We start from the raw sequence: 16057 nt of genomic DNA on the forward strand, positions 1-16057 counted from the left end.
CATTCAGACGGGTGTCGCATGGGGCTGCTTTGCAGCCCTTCGCGGGCAAGCCCGCTCCCACAGGTGCAGCGCTGTCCTGTAGGAGCGGGCTTGCCCGCGAAGGGCCGCACAGCGGCCCCAATCAAATCAGTTGCGGCGTTCGACGATGTAACGCGCCAACGCCCGCAGCGGTTCGGCCTTGTCGCCGAACCCACCCAGTGCGACCAGCGCCTGGTCGCGCAATTCGATCGCATAGGCCTTGGCCGCTTCCAGGCCCAGCAGCGCCGGGTAGGTCGGTTTGTCACGGGCGATATCAGCCCCCTGGCGTTTGCCCAGGGTGGCGGTGTCGCTTTCCACGTCGAGGATGTCGTCCTGCACCTGAAACGCCAGGCCGATGGCCTGCGCGTAGGTCTGCAGGGCATCCAGTTGCGCCTGTTCGGCGCGGGCGCTGGCCAGGGCACCGAGGCGCACGCTGGCTTCGATCAGCGCACCGGTCTTGTGCCGGTGCATGAACTCCAGCGCTTGCTGGTCCAGCTTCAGGCCCACCGAGCCCAGGTCGATGGCCTGGCCACCGACCATGCCTGCCGGGCCGGCCGCCTTGGCCAGGGCCTGGACCATGGCCAGGCGAATGCTGTCGGCCTGCGGGCTCAGGCGCGGGTCGAGCAGGGCGCTGAAGGCCAGGCTTTGCAAACCGTCGCCGGCGAGGATCGCGCAGGCTTCGTCGAAGGCTTTGTGGGTGGTCGGCTGGCCGCGGCGCAGGTCGTCGTCGTCCATGGCCGGCAGGTCGTCATGCACCAGCGAGTAGGCGTGGATCAGTTCCACCGCACAGGCTGCGCCGTTGGCCTGTTCGGCCGGGGCGCCCAAGGCTTCGCAGGCCGCGTAGGCCAGCAGCGGGCGGACGCGTTTGCCACCGTTCATCACGCTGTAGCGCATGGCGGCGTAAAGGCGTTCGAGTTCCTTGGTCGGGGCGACGAACAACGGTTCGAGGGCGGCGTCGACCCGTGCCTGGCAGCTGGCCTGGTAGGTGCCGATCATGCTTCCGGCTCCGCGTCGAAGGGCTGGGCAGCCAGTTCGCCATCGCGTTCCAGCAGGATCTGCACCTTCTGTTCGGCCTGGGCCAGGGCGCCCTGGCAATCACGGGTCAGGGCGATGCCTTGCTCGAAGGCGGCCAGCGACTCTTCCAGCGACAACTCGCCGTTCTCCAGGCGCTCGACCAGTGCTTGCAGGTCTGCGAGGGATTGCTCGAAATCGAGGGAGGCTTTTTTGCGGGCCATGGCGGCTGTCTCGGTGGCATTCAGAACGGCGCGACACTAGCAGAGCGGGGCGGGGGGAGCAAACTTCCGGCAGCCTGAGGTTGGACTTGCCGGCCTCTTCGCGGGTAAACCCGCTCTCACAGGTACTGCACCGGTTCCGAGTCTGCGCGGTCCCTGTGGGAGCGGGTTTACCCGCGAATGGGCCGCAAAGCGGCCCCGTGCGGTGGATCAGGCTGGCTCTGCTTCCCGCTCCAGCATGGCCTCACGGTACCGCGCCAGTTCCTCGATGGTCAGCACCGGCAAATTGTACTGCCGCGCATACACCGCCACCTGCTCGCCACGGGCCATCGTGCCATCGGGGTTCATCAGTTCGCACAGCACTGCCGCCGGGCGCAACCCGGCCAGGCGTGCCAGGTCCACCGAGCCTTCGGTGTGGCCACGGCGGGTCAGCACCCCGCCATTGCGGGCGCGCAGCGGGAACACATGCCCCGGGCTGACGATATGGCGCTGGTCCGCCGTGGAGCGCAGTGCCGCGCCAATGGTAGTGATGCGGTCCTGGGCGGACACCCCGGTAGTGATACCTTCCGCCGCCTCGATGGTGACGGTGAAGCCGGTGCCATGGCGGGCCTGGTTGTTCTGCACCATGGGTGCCAGTTGCAGTTCGTCGACGGTGGCCTCGTCCAGGCACAGGCAGACGATGCCGCTGCAATCGCGAATCATCATGGCCATGGTCTGCAGCGAGATGTTCTCGGCGGCGGCGATGATGTCCGCTTCGTCCTCGCGGTCGTCGTCGTCGAGCAGCAGCACGGGGCGCCCGGCCTTGAAGGCGGCGATGGCGGCGCTGACATTGGGGAATTGCGGGTGGTGCATGGTGGACATGAAACGCTCCTCGTGAATGATCGATGAACGTCTCGGGGCGAACAAAATGCGCGCGCAGGGGCGCCCGGATGGCCCCTGCCTGACGCCTTCTTTCATCCGGACTATGACCGTCGGCTCTGGAGTTTCACCAGATCTGCTGACCCCCGGCATGGCCGGGGCGCTCGCGGGCTCATCTTTCGATTTACCGCCGGTGGGGACTTTCACCCCGCCCTGAAGACCGGCCAAGCATACAGCACATTGCCACCCCACTGGCAACCCGTGGCCCTACGACCTTTGGCGGTATCATGCTGGTATGCATTCGAGGAACAGCCCCATGAACATTCTCCAGGTCGCCGGCGGCAAGCCGGTCAAGTTGTGGACCGATGGCGTACCTGTCGAAGACGACGCCCGCAAGCAACTGCTCAACACGGCGAGGATGCCGTTCATCTTCAAGCACCTGGCAGTGATGCCCGACGTGCACCTGGGCAAGGGCTCGACCATCGGCAGCGTCATTCCCACCGTTGGCGCGATCATCCCCGCCGCGGTAGGTGTGGACATCGGCTGCGGCATGATCGCTGCGCGCACGTCGCTGCACGCCCGCGACCTGCCGGACAACCTGCATGGCCTGCGCAGTGCCATCGAACACGCCGTGCCACACGGCAAGACCTTCGGCAAACGTGACCAGGGCGCCTGGGCCGATGTGCCAGCCAAGGCGGACAAGGCCTGGGGGCAACTGGCGGGGCGCTTCAAGGCCATCACCGACAAGTACCCGCGGCTGGAGAAGACCAATAACCGCCATCACCTGGGGACGCTGGGCGGTGGCAACCATTTCATCGAGGTGTGCCTGGACGAGGCCGACCGCGTCTGGTTCATGTTGCACAGCGGCTCTCGGGGCGTGGGCAATGCCATTGGCAACCTGTTCATCGAACTGGCCCAGGCCGACATGCGCCAGCACCTGGCCAACCTGCCGGACAAGGACCTGGCGTACTTCGAGGAAGGCAGTCGCCATTTCGCCGACTACGTCGAAGCGGTGGAGTGGGCGCAGGACTACGCCAGGCAGAACCGCGAGCTGATGATGCTGGCGGTGGTCGGTGCGGCGCGCAAGGCGCTGGGCAAACCGTTCGAGGCCAGCCTGGAAGCGGTGAACTGCCACCACAACTATGTGCAGCGCGAGCAGCATTTTGGCCGAGAGGTGCTGGTGACACGCAAGGGCGCGGTGTCGGCGCAGAAGGGGCAGTTGGGCATCATTCCCGGCTCGATGGGGGCCAGGAGTTTCATCGTGCGAGGGCTGGGCAACGAGGAAGCGTTCTGTTCCTGCAGCCATGGTGCCGGCCGGCTGATGAGTCGGACCAAGGCCAAGAGCCGCTTCACCGTGGAAGACCAGCGGCGGGCCACGGCGCATGTGGAATGCCGCAAGGACAAGGAGGTGATCGACGAGATCCCCATGGCCTACAAGGACATCGATGCGGTGATGCGCGCGCAGCAGGAGCTGGTGGAGGTGGTGCACACCTTGCGGCAGGTGGTGTGTGTGAAGGGCTGACAGGTTTACCGCGACATCCCTTCAATCGCGCCGGTAATAATCAGATTTTTCCCGTTGCGCGTAGGCCATTTCTGAAATAGCTTCCTAGCGCCCTTGAGCCATTGCGGTGGTGTTCCTGGCGGCCTAGTGTGGCCCTGTCGTTGCCAAATCAGCGACCGGGCCTGCAAGCCTGTCCAGAGCAAAATGCCGATCACCGATGCCAATGGCATGCCATTGCGCGCGCTTAATGGTGGCTGCGTACGGGAGGTTTTCGAACCTGCCGGATTTTGCTCTCTGCCGGTCTTGCAGACCCGTACGTGGCTGCCACCCATCACACTGCAAGTCATGAGTGGTAGCTCTAGCCAACCTATAGAGAGTGTCACCATGCTTAAGATTGTCCCCGATCCACCCCACGATATTCATTCCCTTGAAGACACCTTGATCCAGGCCACGGACTACGCGCTGTGCGCTGCGACCGTTGTGCATCAGGCCATGCAGTTGCAGCCCAAGTCGCCGGCGTCGGTTTTGATGATGACGTCGATGCATGAACTGGAGACGCTGCGGGCTTTGCTGGAGTCGGCATTGATTCAGGTGCAGATGCCCACTGAGCCCAGGACTTTGCACTAGGGCCTAAGCAATGTGTTGCCTGTTCTGGCCTCTTCGCGGGCACGCCCGCTCCCACAGGTTCTTCACGGTACTCAAGACTTGCACAGTACCTGTGGGAGCGGGCGTGCCCGCGAAAGGGCCAGAGCAAGCAGTCGAGAACTTTCAGGGGATTCAACAATGACCACAGAAGACACCCATTTCACTGTCGGCAAGACCACGTTCTACCAAGGCGAACATGGCACCCACCCACTGTTCCGCATCGAGCCCGGCATCCCCTGCCGCGATGCCCGCGAGCAGTCCTCAGAGTTGATGGGCTATGTCCGCGAACTGACCATCACCGGCCTGATGGATGAGAAGCCGATGATGATCTGGGCTGCGCACTACCTGAGTGCGATGGCCAAGGCGCTGATGGATGATGCTGAGTTGGGCATGGGGCAGTGAGCGTTTGCCTTCAGGTCGCATGAGGGCCGCAAGGTGTTCGCCGCGGCAGTTTCAGCGCCTGGCAGACCGAGCGCCGCCCGCGCGGCGCTTCGCAGCACAAGGCTGCTCCTACATCTGTTTCGGCCCAGTCCTTCCTGTGTAATTCGCGCGCGAACGCCTTGGCGCATGCCGTGATATCGCGTCGCACAAACAAGGCGACCGCGTGCGCCTGGCACAGGCGATATTGGCCCGAAACAAATGTAGGAGCAGCCTTGTGCTGCGAAGCGCCGCGCGGGCGGCGCTCGGTCTGACAGGCGCTGCAAACCTGTCGGTATACACCTGCTGGCCCTCTTGATTAGAGTGGCGCCTGGGGTAATACAGGCCAGTCAAACCTTTCGACAAGCGAGGTACAGGTGAGCGTTGATATCGAGTGTGTGGTGGTCGGGGCCGGTGTGGTCGGCCTAGCTGTGGCGCGTGCCTTGGCCCAGGCTGGCCATGAAGTGCTGGTGGTGGAGGCGGGCGAGGGCATCGGCGTCGGGGTCAGCTCACGCAACTCCGAGGTGATCCACGCCGGCCTGTATTACCCCGATGGCAGCCTCAAGGCGCAGTTGTGTGTCGAGGGCAAGCAACGCCTGTATGCCTATTGCGACAGTCGGGGCGTTGAATACCAACGCCTCGGCAAACTGATTGTCGCCACCGATGTGGCCCAGGTCGAAGGCTTGCAGCGCCTGCTGGAGCAGGGCCGGCGCAATGGCGTTGACGACCTGCAATGGCTCGACGCCGAGCAGGCGCGTGCGCTGGAGCCGGCGCTGTCATGCGTCGCTGCACTGTGGTCGCCGTCCACCGGCATCATCGACTCTCACGGTTTGATGCTCGCCCTGCTGGGGGACGCCGAGGCTGCGGGGGCGACCTTGGTTCTGCATACCCCAATGCTGGCCGCGCGGGTGATCGAGGCCGGTTTCAGCCTGGATATGGGCGGTGCCGAGCCGATGAGCCTGACCTGCCAGCGGTTGATCAACTGCGCCGGGTTATCGGCGGTTGAAGTCGCTCGCCATATCACAGGCCTCGACCCTGTCCATGTGCCCAAGGCCTATCTATGCAAAGGCAGCTACTTCAGCCTGAGCGGTCGTGCGCCATTTCGGCACCTGGTGTACCCGGCACCGGAGCACGCCGGCCTGGGTGTGCACATGACCCTCGACCTCGGTGGCCAGGCGCGCTTCGGCCCGGATGTGGAGTGGGTGGAACAGATCGACTACCCGGTAGACCCTCGACGCGGCGACAGTTTCTACGCCGCGGTACGGCGCTATTGGCCCGACCTGCCCGACGCCAGCCTGCAACCGGCCTACAGCGGCATCCGCCCGAAAATCAGCGGCCCGCTGGACCCGGCGGCGGACTTTGTCATCAGTACGCCTGCCGAGCATGGCGTGCCGGGGCTGGTGAACCTGTTTGGCATCGAGTCACCGGGTTTGACCAGTTGCCTGGCGTTGGCGGACCGCGTGCTACGTACTCTGCGTGACAACTGAAGGTAGTGCGAAGCTGCCTTCAGTCTTTATGCATGTGCTGCTTGCCATCACGATGAGTATGCGCCTTTGAATGCCCCTCATCACGATGGCCTGCGCCCGAGGCCTGCTCACCATGGTGGTCAGGCACGTTGTCGCCGTGCTGGCCTTCATGGTTGTGCATTTCACTTTCGCCACCACCATGCTGGTGGCCGCCACTGGCCGTGACCATTGTCTTGTACTGTTGGGCGTTCAACTGGGGTAGCTGATCCAGGAAGGCGACAATGCCCCAGATGTATTCATCGCCCATGCTTTTGCCCCAGGCCGGCATGCCGGAGGCCTTGATGCCGTGCTTGATGATCCAGAACGCAGCCGCAGGGTCGCCACTGATCCCGCTCCTGGCAAGGTTGGGGGGGGATGGATACAGAGCCTGGCTGAGCTCGGTGTTCTCGACGCCAGGGGCGAGGTGGCAACCGATGCACATGGCATTGTAGTTACCGGCGCCGGTACGGATCAGCGCTTCATCTTTCAGGTCTGGCACCTCGATGTCCCTGGCCCGCACTGCGATCGAGCGCTCCCGTGCCATGGCCAGAAAGGCATGCACGGCGGGGAAATGGGGATCATCGGCTCCGACATTGACCAGGCCGGAGTACGCGGCACCCAGCACGGCCACGCTGGCCACTGCGCCTGCTGCAACAAGCGTTGTAATTGTTTTTTTCATGTCTGGTTCTCAAAACCACAGGCGAATACCGGCCACGAAACGCGCTTCATCCACATCACCACCCTCGTCGCGGATGAAATCGGCGGTTTTGCCGTAGGAGCGGTTCCAGGTGACGCCGATATAGGGGGCGAACTGGCGGACAATTTCATAGCGCAGGCGCAGCCCGATTTCGGTATTGGCCAGGCCGGAGCCCACGCCGCGCCCAGGGTCGTTCTTGCCATAGAAATTGGCTTCAGCGGTTGGCTGCAGGATCAGGCGGTTGGTCAGCAGAATGTCGTAGTCGCCTTCCAGGCGCGCGGCAGTCTGGCCGTTCTCGCCAATGAACGCAGTGGCTTCGGCCTCGAAGTCGTAAAGTGCCATGCCCTGGATACCGAACGCCGCCCAGGTCTGGGGAGATTCAGGCTTGAAATCCTGGCGCACCCCGGCAACCACATCCCACCATGGGCTGATCGAGCGGCCGTACAGCAGCTGCAATTCGGCATCCTCGGTGACACCGTTGGTGCGTTCACCTTCGGAGCGGATCCACAGCCGGTTGATATCGCCGCCTATCCAGCCAGAAGCATCCCAGGCCAGCGTGCTGCCTTCATCGGCATCCTGGTACTCGAGCTGATCCAGCAGGAAGAAGCTGTTGATCGCACTGTCGTGCATCTGATGCCCGCCCAACGGCGGGAAGGCCGCCTGGCGGTCGGCATCGGTCAGCACCGGGATCGGGGTACGGCTGGTCGTCGGCGTATCCGCCGAGCCGTGGTTCATTTTCGAATGGTCCATGGCACCATGATCCATTTCGCCATGATCCATTTCGCCATGATCCATGCCCTGCATGCTGCCATGATCCATCTTGCCGTGGTCCATGGGCGCGGGTTTGGCCGTGGGCTGACCGTGCCCCATCTGGCTGTGGTCCATGCCTGGCATCGAGTCATGCGACGGGGCATTATCCATCGGCATGGAGCCGTGCCCCATGGCTGAATGGTCCATCGTCGAATGGTCCATTTCTTCAGCGGCGAAGCTGGGCGCAGCTCCCAGCACGCCGAGCGAAACGGTCAATGCCAGCAGCGATGGTCGTGCCAGGCTATTGAGCATCTTTCCCTGCCTTGGCTTTGTCGCTGCCATGGGATTCCATCATCTTGCCGTGGTCCATGCCTTGCATCGAGCCATGGTCCATACCCTTCATGGCGTCATGGTTCATACCTTTCATCGAGCCGTGATCCATCCCTTTCATGGCGCCGTGATCCATGCCCTTCATCGCACCATGGTCCATGCCTTGGGCGCCCTTGGCTTTTGCGGCATCGGCAGGCTGCTGATTATCGCCGTCGGACCATGATGACGGGGCATAAACGGCAAACAGGCCGGCCATCGCAGCAGAAAGGAAAAACGCGCTTCGTTTCATTGGTTTGCTCATCTCGGATCTCCAGTTCATTCGTCCACACGGACTTCGCGGAACATGCCCATTTCCATGTGGAACAGCAGGTGACAGTGATAGGCCCAACGTCCTAAAGCATCTGCAGTGACGCGGTAGCTTCGTTTGGAGCCAGGCGGCATGTCGATCGTGTGTTTGCGCACCATGAAGTTGCCGTTCTCATCCTCCAGGTCGCTCCACATGCCATGCAGATGGATGGGGTGAGTCATCATGGTGTCGTTGACCAGGGTGATGCGCAGGCGCTCGCCATACTTGAGGCGCAATGGCTCGGCATCGGAAAACTTGATGCCGTCAAAGGACCAGGCGAACTTTTCCATGTGGCCGGTGAGGTGCAGCTCGATTGTGCGACCTGGCGCGCGGCCGTCCGGGTCCGGGAAGGTGCTGCGCAGGTCCGCATAGGTCAGCACACGGCGGCCGTTGTCACGCAGCCCGATGCCCGGATCGCCCAGTTTTGGCGTAGGGGTCATCGTCTGCATGTCGACCAGGGGGTTGTTGGTCTCGGAGTCTGGGTGGCTCTGCATGGCCGCGCTGGCACCAGCCATGTCGCCATGGTCCATGCCGGCCATGCTGCCGTGGTCCATACCAGCCATGTCGCCGTGATCCATGCCGGCCATGCTGCCGTGGTCCATACCACCCATGCCACCATGGTCCATGCCCATATCGCTCATGGAAATGAGTGGCCGTGGATCGACAGCTGGAACAGGGGCTTGCAAGCCTTCGCGAACAGCCAGGGTGCCCCTGGAATACCCGGTACGGTCCATGGATTGAGCGAAAATGGTGTAAGCCTGCTCGTTCTCCGGCTCAACAATGACGTCGTAGGTTTCGGCAACGGCGATGCGGAACTCGTCGACCGAAACGGGCTTTACATGCTGCCCATCCGCCGCGACAACCGTCATCTTCAGGCCGGGAATTCGCACATCGAAATACGTCATGGCCGAGCCGTTGATGAAGCGCAGGCGGATTTTCTCGCCCGGCTTGAACACGCCCGTCCAGTTACCGTCCGGGGCTTGGCCGTTCATCAGGTAGGTGTAGGTGTAACCGCTCACGTCGGCGAGATCGGTGGGGCTCATCTTCATCTCGGCCCACATCTTGCGGTCGGCTACCGCAGCGGACCAGCCCATTTCGCTCACGTCGTTGACGAAATCAGCCACCGTGCGCTTGTGGTAGTTGTAATAGTCGGACTGCTTCTTGAGCTTGGACAGCACCCGGGCAGGGTCTTCATCCGTCCAGTCGCTGAGCATGACCACATAGTCTCGGTCATAGGTGAATGGCTCAGGCTCTTTGGCATCGATGACCAGGGCGCCGTACACCCCGACCTGCTCCTGGAAACCGGAGTGGCTGTGGTACCAGTAGGTGCCGTTCTGCTGGACCTTGAACCTGTACTCATACATGCCGTCGGGGGCGATGCCATGGAAGCTCAGGCCCGGCACGCCGTCCATGTTCGCCGGCAGGATGATGCCGTGCCAGTGAATGGAGGTGTCCTGCTGCAAGCGGTTGCGCACACGCAGCGTGACGGTATCGCCTTCGCGCCAGCGCAGAATGGGCCCGGGTATGGAGCCGTTGATGGCCATCGCTGTGCGCGCAGCGCCGGTAATGTTGACCGGCAGCTCACCGATGTAGAGGTCGAAGTCGGTGCCGCTCAGCACATTCGGTTGGCCGGGGCTGGTCACGGCCCAGACCGGCGTGCGCCACATGCCCAGCCCGCCAAGTAGTCCGGTAGCGGCCAGGCCTTTGACGAAGGAGCGTCTGGTGGTTTTGCTTTGCATGCCGTTGCGTCCAGTCAGTCGAAAAGTTGCTGGTATTCAGGCGGGTGAATGCCCAGCGTGTGGGTCGAGAAGCCCCACAATCTTCCTTCACGCTAGCTGATCTGCGCTGTCAGCTGGCTGAGCTTCAGATTACTTTTCTGTCAGCTTGTGGTGGGTGTGACTGATGAAGCGCATGGCATGCTGAGTCTGGGGCCGCCTTGCGGCCCTTCGCGGGCACGCCCGCTCCCACAGGGATGGCGCTGTAGCCAGGACATGCGCGGGAGCTGTGGGAGCGGGCGTGCCCGCGAAGGGCTGCAAAGGAGCCCCAGTAAAGCCTGTAGAGATCTTCATGCAGCGTACGGCTCATTGGCCTGGCCGCTACTCACTGCGCAGCGCCGCCACCGGATGCAGGCGGGCGGCCCGCAGTGCCGGAGCCAGGCCGGCGAGAACCCCCAGCACCGCCGCCAGCAGCAGCGCCAGTAGCAGAAACAGCGGATGCAGCGCCAAGGGCAGGCTCGGCATGGCCAGGTGCAGTAGCCCGAGCAGGAGGCCCATCAACAGCAGGCCAAGCAGCCCACCGGCCAGGGACAGCAGTGTCGCTTCGGCGAGAAACAGTCCGAGCACCTGCCGCGGGCTGGCGCCAATCGCCCGCAACAGGCCGATTTCCGCCGTGCGCTCGCCCACAGCGGTCGTCATGATGGTGAGAATGCCGACCGCGCCAACCAACAGCGAAATACCCCCCAAGGCACCGATGGCCAGGCTCAGGGTGCCGAGCACGCGGTTGAAGCTGCGTAGCATGTCGTCCTGGGTGGTCAGGCTGAAGTCCTCCGTGCCGTGCCGTTCGCCGAGCACCTCGCGAATCTGCCGGCACAACGCCTTTGAAGTGGTGCCTGCGCCGAACACTACATGGGCTTTGACCACCCCGGTGCGGTTGAACAGGCTTTGCGCCCAATCCACCGGGATGTAGGCGATATCGTCGAGGTTGAAACCGAGCAACTGGCCCTTCTTTTCCATCACGCCGATCACCCGGAAACGCACGCCGCCGACGCGAATCAACTCGCCCAGCGGATTGCGCGCACCGAACAGCTCGGCACGCAGCTGATGGCCGAGCACCACATAGGGCGGCGAGCGACCGTCACGGGCCGCGGGCAGGAACTCGCCCAGGCTCAGCTGCATGCGCCAGGCCTGCGCCAGCTGATGGCCACCACCGAGAATGTCGCTGCGCCGGCTCAGCTGGCCGAACTGGACATCCCCGCTGCCCTGAATGATTGGCACCGCCGCTTCGACATGCGGCAAGCGCCGCAGGGCATCGGTGTCACTGATGGTCAGTGGCCGTACGCTGCCGAGCAGGCCGCCGAGGCCGCTGGTTTGGGTCTTGCCCGGGCGCACGGTGATGATCCGTGTACCGAACTGCGAGAAGTTCTCCAGCACATAGCCGCGCACGCCCTCGCCGATGGCCGTGAGCAGCGCCACGGCGGCTATGCCGATCGCTACCCCGAGCAGGGTCAGCAGGCTGCGCAAGGGGCGGCAGGTCAGCGCCGAGCTGGTCAGCCGGAGACCATCTTGCCAGCGCATCAGTGCGCTCCCGGCGGGCGTAGCGCCGCCACCGGCTCCAGCGCCGAGGCCCGAGCGGCCGGCAGCCAGGCGAACAGCAGTGCCGTGCCGAGTGCCAGCAGTACTGCGCCAGCCCGTGCCCACCAGGGTGCATAGAGCGGCAGATCGAACGCCAGGCGCCCCAGCCAGAGCAAGGTTTCGGCCAGCAGCAGCCCCGCCAGCGCCCCCGTCAGGGCCAGCAGCGCCGCCTCGCCGAGGAACAGCAGGCGCAGTTGCGCCGCCGTCACACCTATGGCTTTGAGCAGGCCGATCTCGGCGCTGCGCTGGCTCACCGCAATCCAGGTCACGTTCATGATCAGGATGCCTGCCACCACCAGGCTGATCGCGGCAATCCCGGCCACCGCCAAGGTCAGCACCGCGAGTATCTGGTCGAAGGCGCTGAGCAGGCTGTCCTGGCTGACCAGGGTGACGTCTTCCTCACCCTCGTGGCGTTCCTTGAGCGCGGCGAGTATCAGGCGCTTGCTACGGTCGAGAACGCTCGGACCATGCACCTCGACAAACACCCGCGACAACCCCTCGCTATTGAACAAGGCCTGGGCACTGGCCACCGGGATGATCAACATCTCGGCGAAATCCATGCCCAGGGATTCGCCCCGCTCACCGAGGATACCGACCACCCGGAAGCGCCGGTCGCCGGCGCGCAACCATTCACCCAGGGCCGGGCGTGCACCGAACAGCTCGCGCCGGAGTTTGCCGCCGATCACGCAGACGGCCTCGGCCTGCTCAGGGTCCAGCGCCGGCAGGGGTTGGCCCTGGACGACCGTCAGTTGGCGAATGGCGAAGAAGTCCCGGGTGGTGCCCAGGGTCAGCACCTCACGATTGCGGTTGCCGACTATCACCTCCATCTGCCCGGCCTGCTGCGGCGCGACCCGGCGGATGCCCGGCAACCGGGTGATGGCCTGGACATCCTGCAAGGTCAGCTCGTGCGGCGTCAGGCCAGTGAGCGGGGGCATTCGCCCCGTGGTTTCCTTGCGGCCCGGGAAAACGATCAGGATGTCGCGTCCGAGCAGCGAGAACTCGTTCAGGACAAAGGTCCGCGCCCCCGCGCCGAGACCGGTGAGCAGATTGACCGCCACCACCCCGATGGCGATGGCCAGCAGTAGCATCAGGCTGCGCGAGCGGTGCCCACGCAAGGCACCCAGCCAGAAGCCCAGGGCATCGACAGCGCGCATCAGGCCAGCGCCCGTTGCGGCGCAATACTGTGGATGCGCCCGTCACGCATGTGTAGGTGGCGCTGTGCGCGGGCGCCCAGGCTGGCGTCGTGGGTCACCACTATCAGGGTCAGGCCCTCGCCGTTGAGCTCTTCCAGCAGGCTGAAGACCTCGGCGCCGGCCTGGCTATCGAGATTGCCGGTGGGCTCGTCGGCCAACAACAGCGCCGGCTGCATGACCATCGCCCGGGCGATCGCGACGCGCTGGCGCTGGCCACCGGACAGTTCGGCCGGGCGATGGGCAAGGCGCTCGCCCAGCCCAAGGCGTTCCACCAATTGGCTGCTGCGCTTGCGCCGTTGCGCCGCACCGATGCCAGCGAGGACCATCGGCAGCTCGATGTTTTCCAGCACCGTCAGCCGTGCGATCAGGTGGTAGGACTGGAACACGAAGCCTATCAGTCGGCTGCGCAACTGGGCGCGGCGCGCCTCGCTCAGCGCCGCCGTGGCCTCGCCCTGCAGCCAGTACTCGCCGGCGCTCGGCGCGTCGAGCAGGCCGAGGATGTTCAGCAGGGTCGACTTGCCCGAGCCCGACGGGCCCATCACCGCCATGTAGTCACCGGCGGCGATGTCCAGATCCAGGCCGTCAAGCCCCATCACCTGCTGCTCGCCCAGCTGGAAGCTGCGGCTGACGCCGCGCAGGCGGATCATTTCGCGGTCTCCGCGGTCTCCGCGGCATCCACCGGGATCACCGCCACGGTATCCTTGAGCCCTTCCTGCTCGAGGCTGGCGACTATACGCGCATCCTCGTCCAGCCCTGCGAGCACCTCGGTCCAGCGCCAGTTGCTCAACCCGGTTTGCACCTGCACTTCGCGCAACACCCGGGCGCTCGGGTCATATCGCAGCACACGCTGCCCCTCCAGCAGGGTTTCAGTGGGGATGCGCAAAGCACTTGCGTGCTGCTCCAGGAGGATCTCGACATCGGCGCTATAGCCGGTGAGCAGGGCCAGATCTGACGGCGGCTGGTCGAAGCGTACCTCGACATCGACGGTGCGCGCCTGCTTCTCCAGTTCACGCACATAGGGTGCGATGCGGCTGACGCGGCCGGTGAAATGCTGGCCACGGAAGGCGTCCAGGCTGATTCGCACGGCGGTTCCGGGGTGAACCCGGGCAGCGTCCACCTCATCAATCGGTGCCTCGACATACAGGCAGCTGTCGTCAATAAGGTCGACCGCCGGTGGTGTGGGAATACCCGGCGGCGAAGGGGTGACGAACTCACCGAGTTCGCCGTTGATTTCTGCGACTACGCCGGCAAATGGTGCACGCAGGGTCGTCTGCTCCAGCAGTGAACGCTGCAGCTGCAGGCTGGCGTCAGCCTCGCGGATCAGCACGGCACTGGCACTGCACATCAGCTTCGCCAGGTTGGCCTTGGTCGCGGCCTGGTCGAGGCGATCGGCGGCAATCAACTTGCGGTCGGCCAGCTGGCCCATGCGATCAAGGTCGCGACGGTCCAGGAGAGCTTGCTGGCAACGCTGTTCGCGGGTGTTGCGCTGGGCCTCCAGCCGCGCCTCGGCCTCTTGCAGCCTGGCCAGCTGCTCGTCCTGGCGCAGGCGCATGAGCACCTGGCCCGGCTGGACCCGCTGGCCCTCGCTGACCTGCAACTCGGCAACCTGGCCGCCGACATTGAAGGACAGGTGCGAGCGTCGACAGGACTTCAGCGTGCCCGCGCGCGTGTTGGCCACCACCGTTTCCACCGGCCCCCGCTCAACCTCCAGCAGCCTGACCGGCAACGGCTGCGGTCGACTCAACCAGCCGCCCAACACCACCAGACAAGCCAGTATCGACGAGCCAATCAATAATTTGCGCATGGACTACACCTCCTCCCATATGGCTTGAGCCTAGAACAGGAGGATGAAAGCTCCACGCGAAACGTCATTTATCCGACGATTTTCAGATGAGCGTCAGTGTGGTGTCAGATAAATGGCGAATGAGATTATTTTCGCTCTCACAACTGCGTTTTCCCAGCCATAGGAAGGTTGCAGAGGATGAGAATGGCTTTTCTTCGGGCATTAAAAAGCCGGCTTGTGGCCGGCTTCTCGGGGACGCTTCCGACTAATTTATGGTAAGCCGCAATCGCCTTAACTGTGTGGCCATCAAGGGCCTGAAAGAGATGGCAGATGCCCGTGTGGGATATCGCCGAGCCCTCTGGACCGCGGCTCGCGCCGGTCGGGGCTGAATGTGCGGCGTAGCATACAAGGGCGCGCGCAGGATGCCCAGCAAAAAATGGCACAGGTTGTTTCAGCCGGGCCGTTGCTGGCGGAAATGCGACCAGTGGAACACCCAGCCGAGGATTTCCAGCCCTTGTGCCTGGCGCTGGGCAGCGGTGTAGCGTTCTACCGCATAGGTGCGCCGGTCATGGCTGTGCAGGTACAGCGTGCCGTGCTGGCCGAGGCTGAGGTTGTTCACCCGAAGCGCGCCGTTGTGCAGCAGGGCATAGGTTTCGCCCTCGACCACCCGGGTCATGCCCAGGTCAATGGCCAGGGTGGCCTGCTGTGGAATCAGCGGGGTCATGTTGCTGGCGGGCATGGCCAGGCAGATGGCGTTGTTGGCATGCACTCCCAACAGTTTCAGGGCTTTTGCGGGCAGGCACAGGTGTTTGCTGGCCACGGGTGACAGCAGGCCGTTGTGCAGTTCGTAAAAGGGCACTTTCAGTGCCCGGCCGCCTTGCGCCGACAGTGGCGTGGGCGGGTTGACGGGCGCGGGCCCTGGCGGGCAGTTGCGCAGGATCGGGTTGTGGTGTTTGGGTCCTTCGCCCGTGCGCAACCAGCGACGATGCACGCAGAACAGGTCGGCCATTTCGTCCAGCCGGGCCAGGGGCACACCGCGCTTGAACCAGTTGTTGACGTGCTGGGGTGTGACGCTGCGCTGGGCGGCGAAATCGGAAGGGGTCAGGCCACATTCGTGGAGCAGGGCTTTGAGGCGGTCGCCGGATGTGTTCATGGCGGCGAGTGTAGCGGCGGGGTGCCAGCAAGGATATGAACCGGATGTTGATGGGGTTTGTGTGAAAAGCGCCTGTTTGTAGGGCGTTGGCGTAGGACTGCGTAGGATTTGTTACTCTCCCAAGCAAGTGCGCGGTTCCCGCTCCCACAGGGATCGCGCCAGCATTTAGAGTTTGAGCAAGACAGTTGCTCCCACAAAAGTGCTGCGCAGGCAGGTCATCCAGTGCCAGGGCGACCAGCCATCCATCAGGCATAAAAAAACCCCGCCAAGGCGGGGTTC

16 protein-coding genes and 1 riboswitch are annotated in these 16057 nt (G+C 63.9%); of the genes, 4 read left to right on the forward strand and 12 right to left on the reverse strand.

Annotated elements, in window-relative coordinates:
* Positions 1–126: 126 nt before the first annotated feature.
* The 3 genes from ispA to ribB form a co-directional block, all read right to left on the reverse strand.
* Positions 127–1014 (reverse strand): (2E,6E)-farnesyl diphosphate synthase, encoded by an 888-nt coding sequence (gene ispA / locus A4C63_RS00485; protein ID WP_063911073.1) that lies wholly within the window; start codon positions 1012–1014, stop codon positions 127–129.
* Positions 1011–1253, reverse strand: a complete 243-nt coding sequence (locus A4C63_RS00490) for an exodeoxyribonuclease VII small subunit (protein WP_003255380.1) — start codon at positions 1251–1253, stop codon at positions 1011–1013. Before A4C63_RS00490 ends, ispA begins: the two co-directional genes overlap by 4 nt.
* A gap of 207 nt (positions 1254–1460) precedes the next feature.
* Positions 1461–2111 carry a 3,4-dihydroxy-2-butanone-4-phosphate synthase gene (gene ribB, locus A4C63_RS00495; RefSeq protein WP_063911074.1) on the reverse strand — a complete coding sequence of 217 codons (651 nt, stop codon included), beginning with the start codon at positions 2109–2111 and terminating at the stop codon, positions 1461–1463.
* 80 nt (positions 2112–2191) lie between these two features.
* A riboswitch (FMN riboswitch) is annotated at positions 2192–2333 on the reverse strand.
* A gap of 91 nt (positions 2334–2424) precedes the next feature.
* Between ribB and A4C63_RS00500 the strand changes: the two genes are divergently transcribed.
* The 4 genes from A4C63_RS00500 (at position 2425) to A4C63_RS00515 (ending at position 6158) form a co-directional block, all read left to right on the forward strand.
* Positions 2425–3630, forward strand: a complete 1206-nt coding sequence (locus A4C63_RS00500; RefSeq protein WP_063911075.1) for an RtcB family protein — start codon at positions 2425–2427, stop codon at positions 3628–3630.
* 363 nt (positions 3631–3993) lie between these two features.
* Positions 3994–4236 carry a hypothetical protein gene (locus A4C63_RS00505; protein ID WP_063911076.1) on the forward strand — a complete coding sequence of 81 codons (243 nt, stop codon included), beginning with the start codon at positions 3994–3996 and terminating at the stop codon, positions 4234–4236.
* 156 nt (positions 4237–4392) lie between these two features.
* Positions 4393–4656, forward strand: a complete 264-nt coding sequence (locus A4C63_RS00510) for a DUF3077 domain-containing protein (protein ID WP_061551360.1) — start codon at positions 4393–4395, stop codon at positions 4654–4656.
* 392 nt (positions 4657–5048) lie between these two features.
* Positions 5049–6158, forward strand: a complete 1110-nt coding sequence (locus A4C63_RS00515) for an NAD(P)/FAD-dependent oxidoreductase (protein ID WP_063911077.1) — start codon at positions 5049–5051, stop codon at positions 6156–6158.
* 19 nt (positions 6159–6177) lie between these two features.
* Here A4C63_RS00515 and A4C63_RS00520 read toward each other — a convergent pair whose 3' ends face one another.
* From A4C63_RS00520 to A4C63_RS00560, 9 genes are all read right to left on the reverse strand, one after another.
* Positions 6178–6855 carry a c-type cytochrome gene (locus tag A4C63_RS00520; RefSeq protein WP_063911078.1) on the reverse strand — a complete coding sequence of 226 codons (678 nt, stop codon included), beginning with the start codon at positions 6853–6855 and terminating at the stop codon, positions 6178–6180.
* 9 nt (positions 6856–6864) lie between these two features.
* Complete coding sequence (locus A4C63_RS00525) at positions 6865–7935, reverse strand: copper resistance protein B (RefSeq protein WP_063911079.1); 1071 nt, start codon at positions 7933–7935, stop codon at positions 6865–6867.
* A complete protein-coding gene (locus A4C63_RS00530; protein ID WP_063911080.1) occupies positions 7925–8272 on the reverse strand; it encodes a hypothetical protein in 348 nt (115 codons plus the stop codon). The genes A4C63_RS00525 and A4C63_RS00530 overlap by 11 nt, the downstream gene beginning before the upstream one ends.
* Positions 8269–10038, reverse strand: a complete 1770-nt coding sequence (locus A4C63_RS00535) for a copper resistance system multicopper oxidase (RefSeq protein WP_063911081.1) — start codon at positions 10036–10038, stop codon at positions 8269–8271. The genes A4C63_RS00530 and A4C63_RS00535 overlap by 4 nt, the downstream gene beginning before the upstream one ends.
* A 357-nt stretch (positions 10039–10395) precedes the next feature.
* The gene (locus tag A4C63_RS00540) at positions 10396–11592 is read right to left on the reverse strand and encodes an ABC transporter permease (RefSeq protein WP_063911082.1); all 1197 of its coding nucleotides are present in this window, start codon (positions 11590–11592) and stop codon (positions 10396–10398) included.
* Positions 11592–12803: an ABC transporter permease gene (locus A4C63_RS00545; protein ID WP_063911083.1), complete on the reverse strand. Its 1212-nt coding sequence runs from the start codon at positions 12801–12803 to the stop codon at positions 11592–11594. Before A4C63_RS00545 ends, A4C63_RS00540 begins: the two co-directional genes overlap by 1 nt.
* Positions 12803–13489, reverse strand: coding sequence for an ABC transporter ATP-binding protein (locus A4C63_RS00550; RefSeq protein WP_063911084.1), 687 nt, complete (start codon positions 13487–13489; stop codon positions 12803–12805). The genes A4C63_RS00545 and A4C63_RS00550 overlap by 1 nt, the downstream gene beginning before the upstream one ends.
* Positions 13486–14646: an efflux RND transporter periplasmic adaptor subunit gene (locus A4C63_RS00555; RefSeq protein WP_063911085.1), complete on the reverse strand. Its 1161-nt coding sequence runs from the start codon at positions 14644–14646 to the stop codon at positions 13486–13488. The genes A4C63_RS00550 and A4C63_RS00555 overlap by 4 nt, the downstream gene beginning before the upstream one ends.
* Positions 14647–15076: 430 nt before the next feature.
* Positions 15077–15778 (reverse strand): helix-turn-helix transcriptional regulator, encoded by a 702-nt coding sequence (locus A4C63_RS00560; RefSeq protein ID WP_063911086.1) that lies wholly within the window; start codon positions 15776–15778, stop codon positions 15077–15079.
* Positions 15779–16057: the final 279 nt, after the last annotated feature.

This window comes from Pseudomonas sp. p21 (genome assembly GCF_001642705.1).
In the GTDB taxonomy this organism is placed as follows: domain Bacteria; phylum Pseudomonadota; class Gammaproteobacteria; order Pseudomonadales; family Pseudomonadaceae; genus Aquipseudomonas.

Excerpts from the sequence above, each read along its gene's own strand:
- ispA (WP_063911073.1), bottom strand. The coding sequence starts at position 1,014 with ATGATCGGCACCTACCAGGCCAGCTGCCAGGCACGGGTCGACGCCGCC.
- A4C63_RS00490 (WP_003255380.1), bottom strand. The coding sequence starts at position 1,253 with ATGGCCCGCAAAAAAGCCTCCCTCGATTTCGAGCAATCCCTCGCAGAC.
- ribB (WP_063911074.1), bottom strand. The coding sequence starts at position 2,111 with ATGTCCACCATGCACCACCCGCAATTCCCCAATGTCAGCGCCGCCATC.
- A4C63_RS00500 (WP_063911075.1), top strand. The coding sequence starts at position 2,425 with ATGAACATTCTCCAGGTCGCCGGCGGCAAGCCGGTCAAGTTGTGGACC.
- A4C63_RS00505 (WP_063911076.1), top strand. The coding sequence starts at position 3,994 with ATGCTTAAGATTGTCCCCGATCCACCCCACGATATTCATTCCCTTGAA.
- A4C63_RS00510 (WP_061551360.1), top strand. The coding sequence starts at position 4,393 with ATGACCACAGAAGACACCCATTTCACTGTCGGCAAGACCACGTTCTAC.
- A4C63_RS00520 (WP_063911078.1), bottom strand. The coding sequence starts at position 6,855 with ATGAAAAAAACAATTACAACGCTTGTTGCAGCAGGCGCAGTGGCCAGC.
- A4C63_RS00525 (WP_063911079.1), bottom strand. The coding sequence starts at position 7,935 with ATGCTCAATAGCCTGGCACGACCATCGCTGCTGGCATTGACCGTTTCG.
- A4C63_RS00530 (WP_063911080.1), bottom strand. The coding sequence starts at position 8,272 with ATGAACTGGAGATCCGAGATGAGCAAACCAATGAAACGAAGCGCGTTT.
- A4C63_RS00535 (WP_063911081.1), bottom strand. The coding sequence starts at position 10,038 with ATGCAAAGCAAAACCACCAGACGCTCCTTCGTCAAAGGCCTGGCCGCT.
- A4C63_RS00540 (WP_063911082.1), bottom strand. The coding sequence starts at position 11,592 with ATGCGCTGGCAAGATGGTCTCCGGCTGACCAGCTCGGCGCTGACCTGC.
- A4C63_RS00545 (WP_063911083.1), bottom strand. The coding sequence starts at position 12,803 with ATGCGCGCTGTCGATGCCCTGGGCTTCTGGCTGGGTGCCTTGCGTGGG.
- A4C63_RS00550 (WP_063911084.1), bottom strand. The coding sequence starts at position 13,489 with ATGATCCGCCTGCGCGGCGTCAGCCGCAGCTTCCAGCTGGGCGAGCAG.
- A4C63_RS00555 (WP_063911085.1), bottom strand. The coding sequence starts at position 14,646 with ATGCGCAAATTATTGATTGGCTCGTCGATACTGGCTTGTCTGGTGGTG.
- A4C63_RS00560 (WP_063911086.1), bottom strand. The coding sequence starts at position 15,778 with ATGAACACATCCGGCGACCGCCTCAAAGCCCTGCTCCACGAATGTGGC.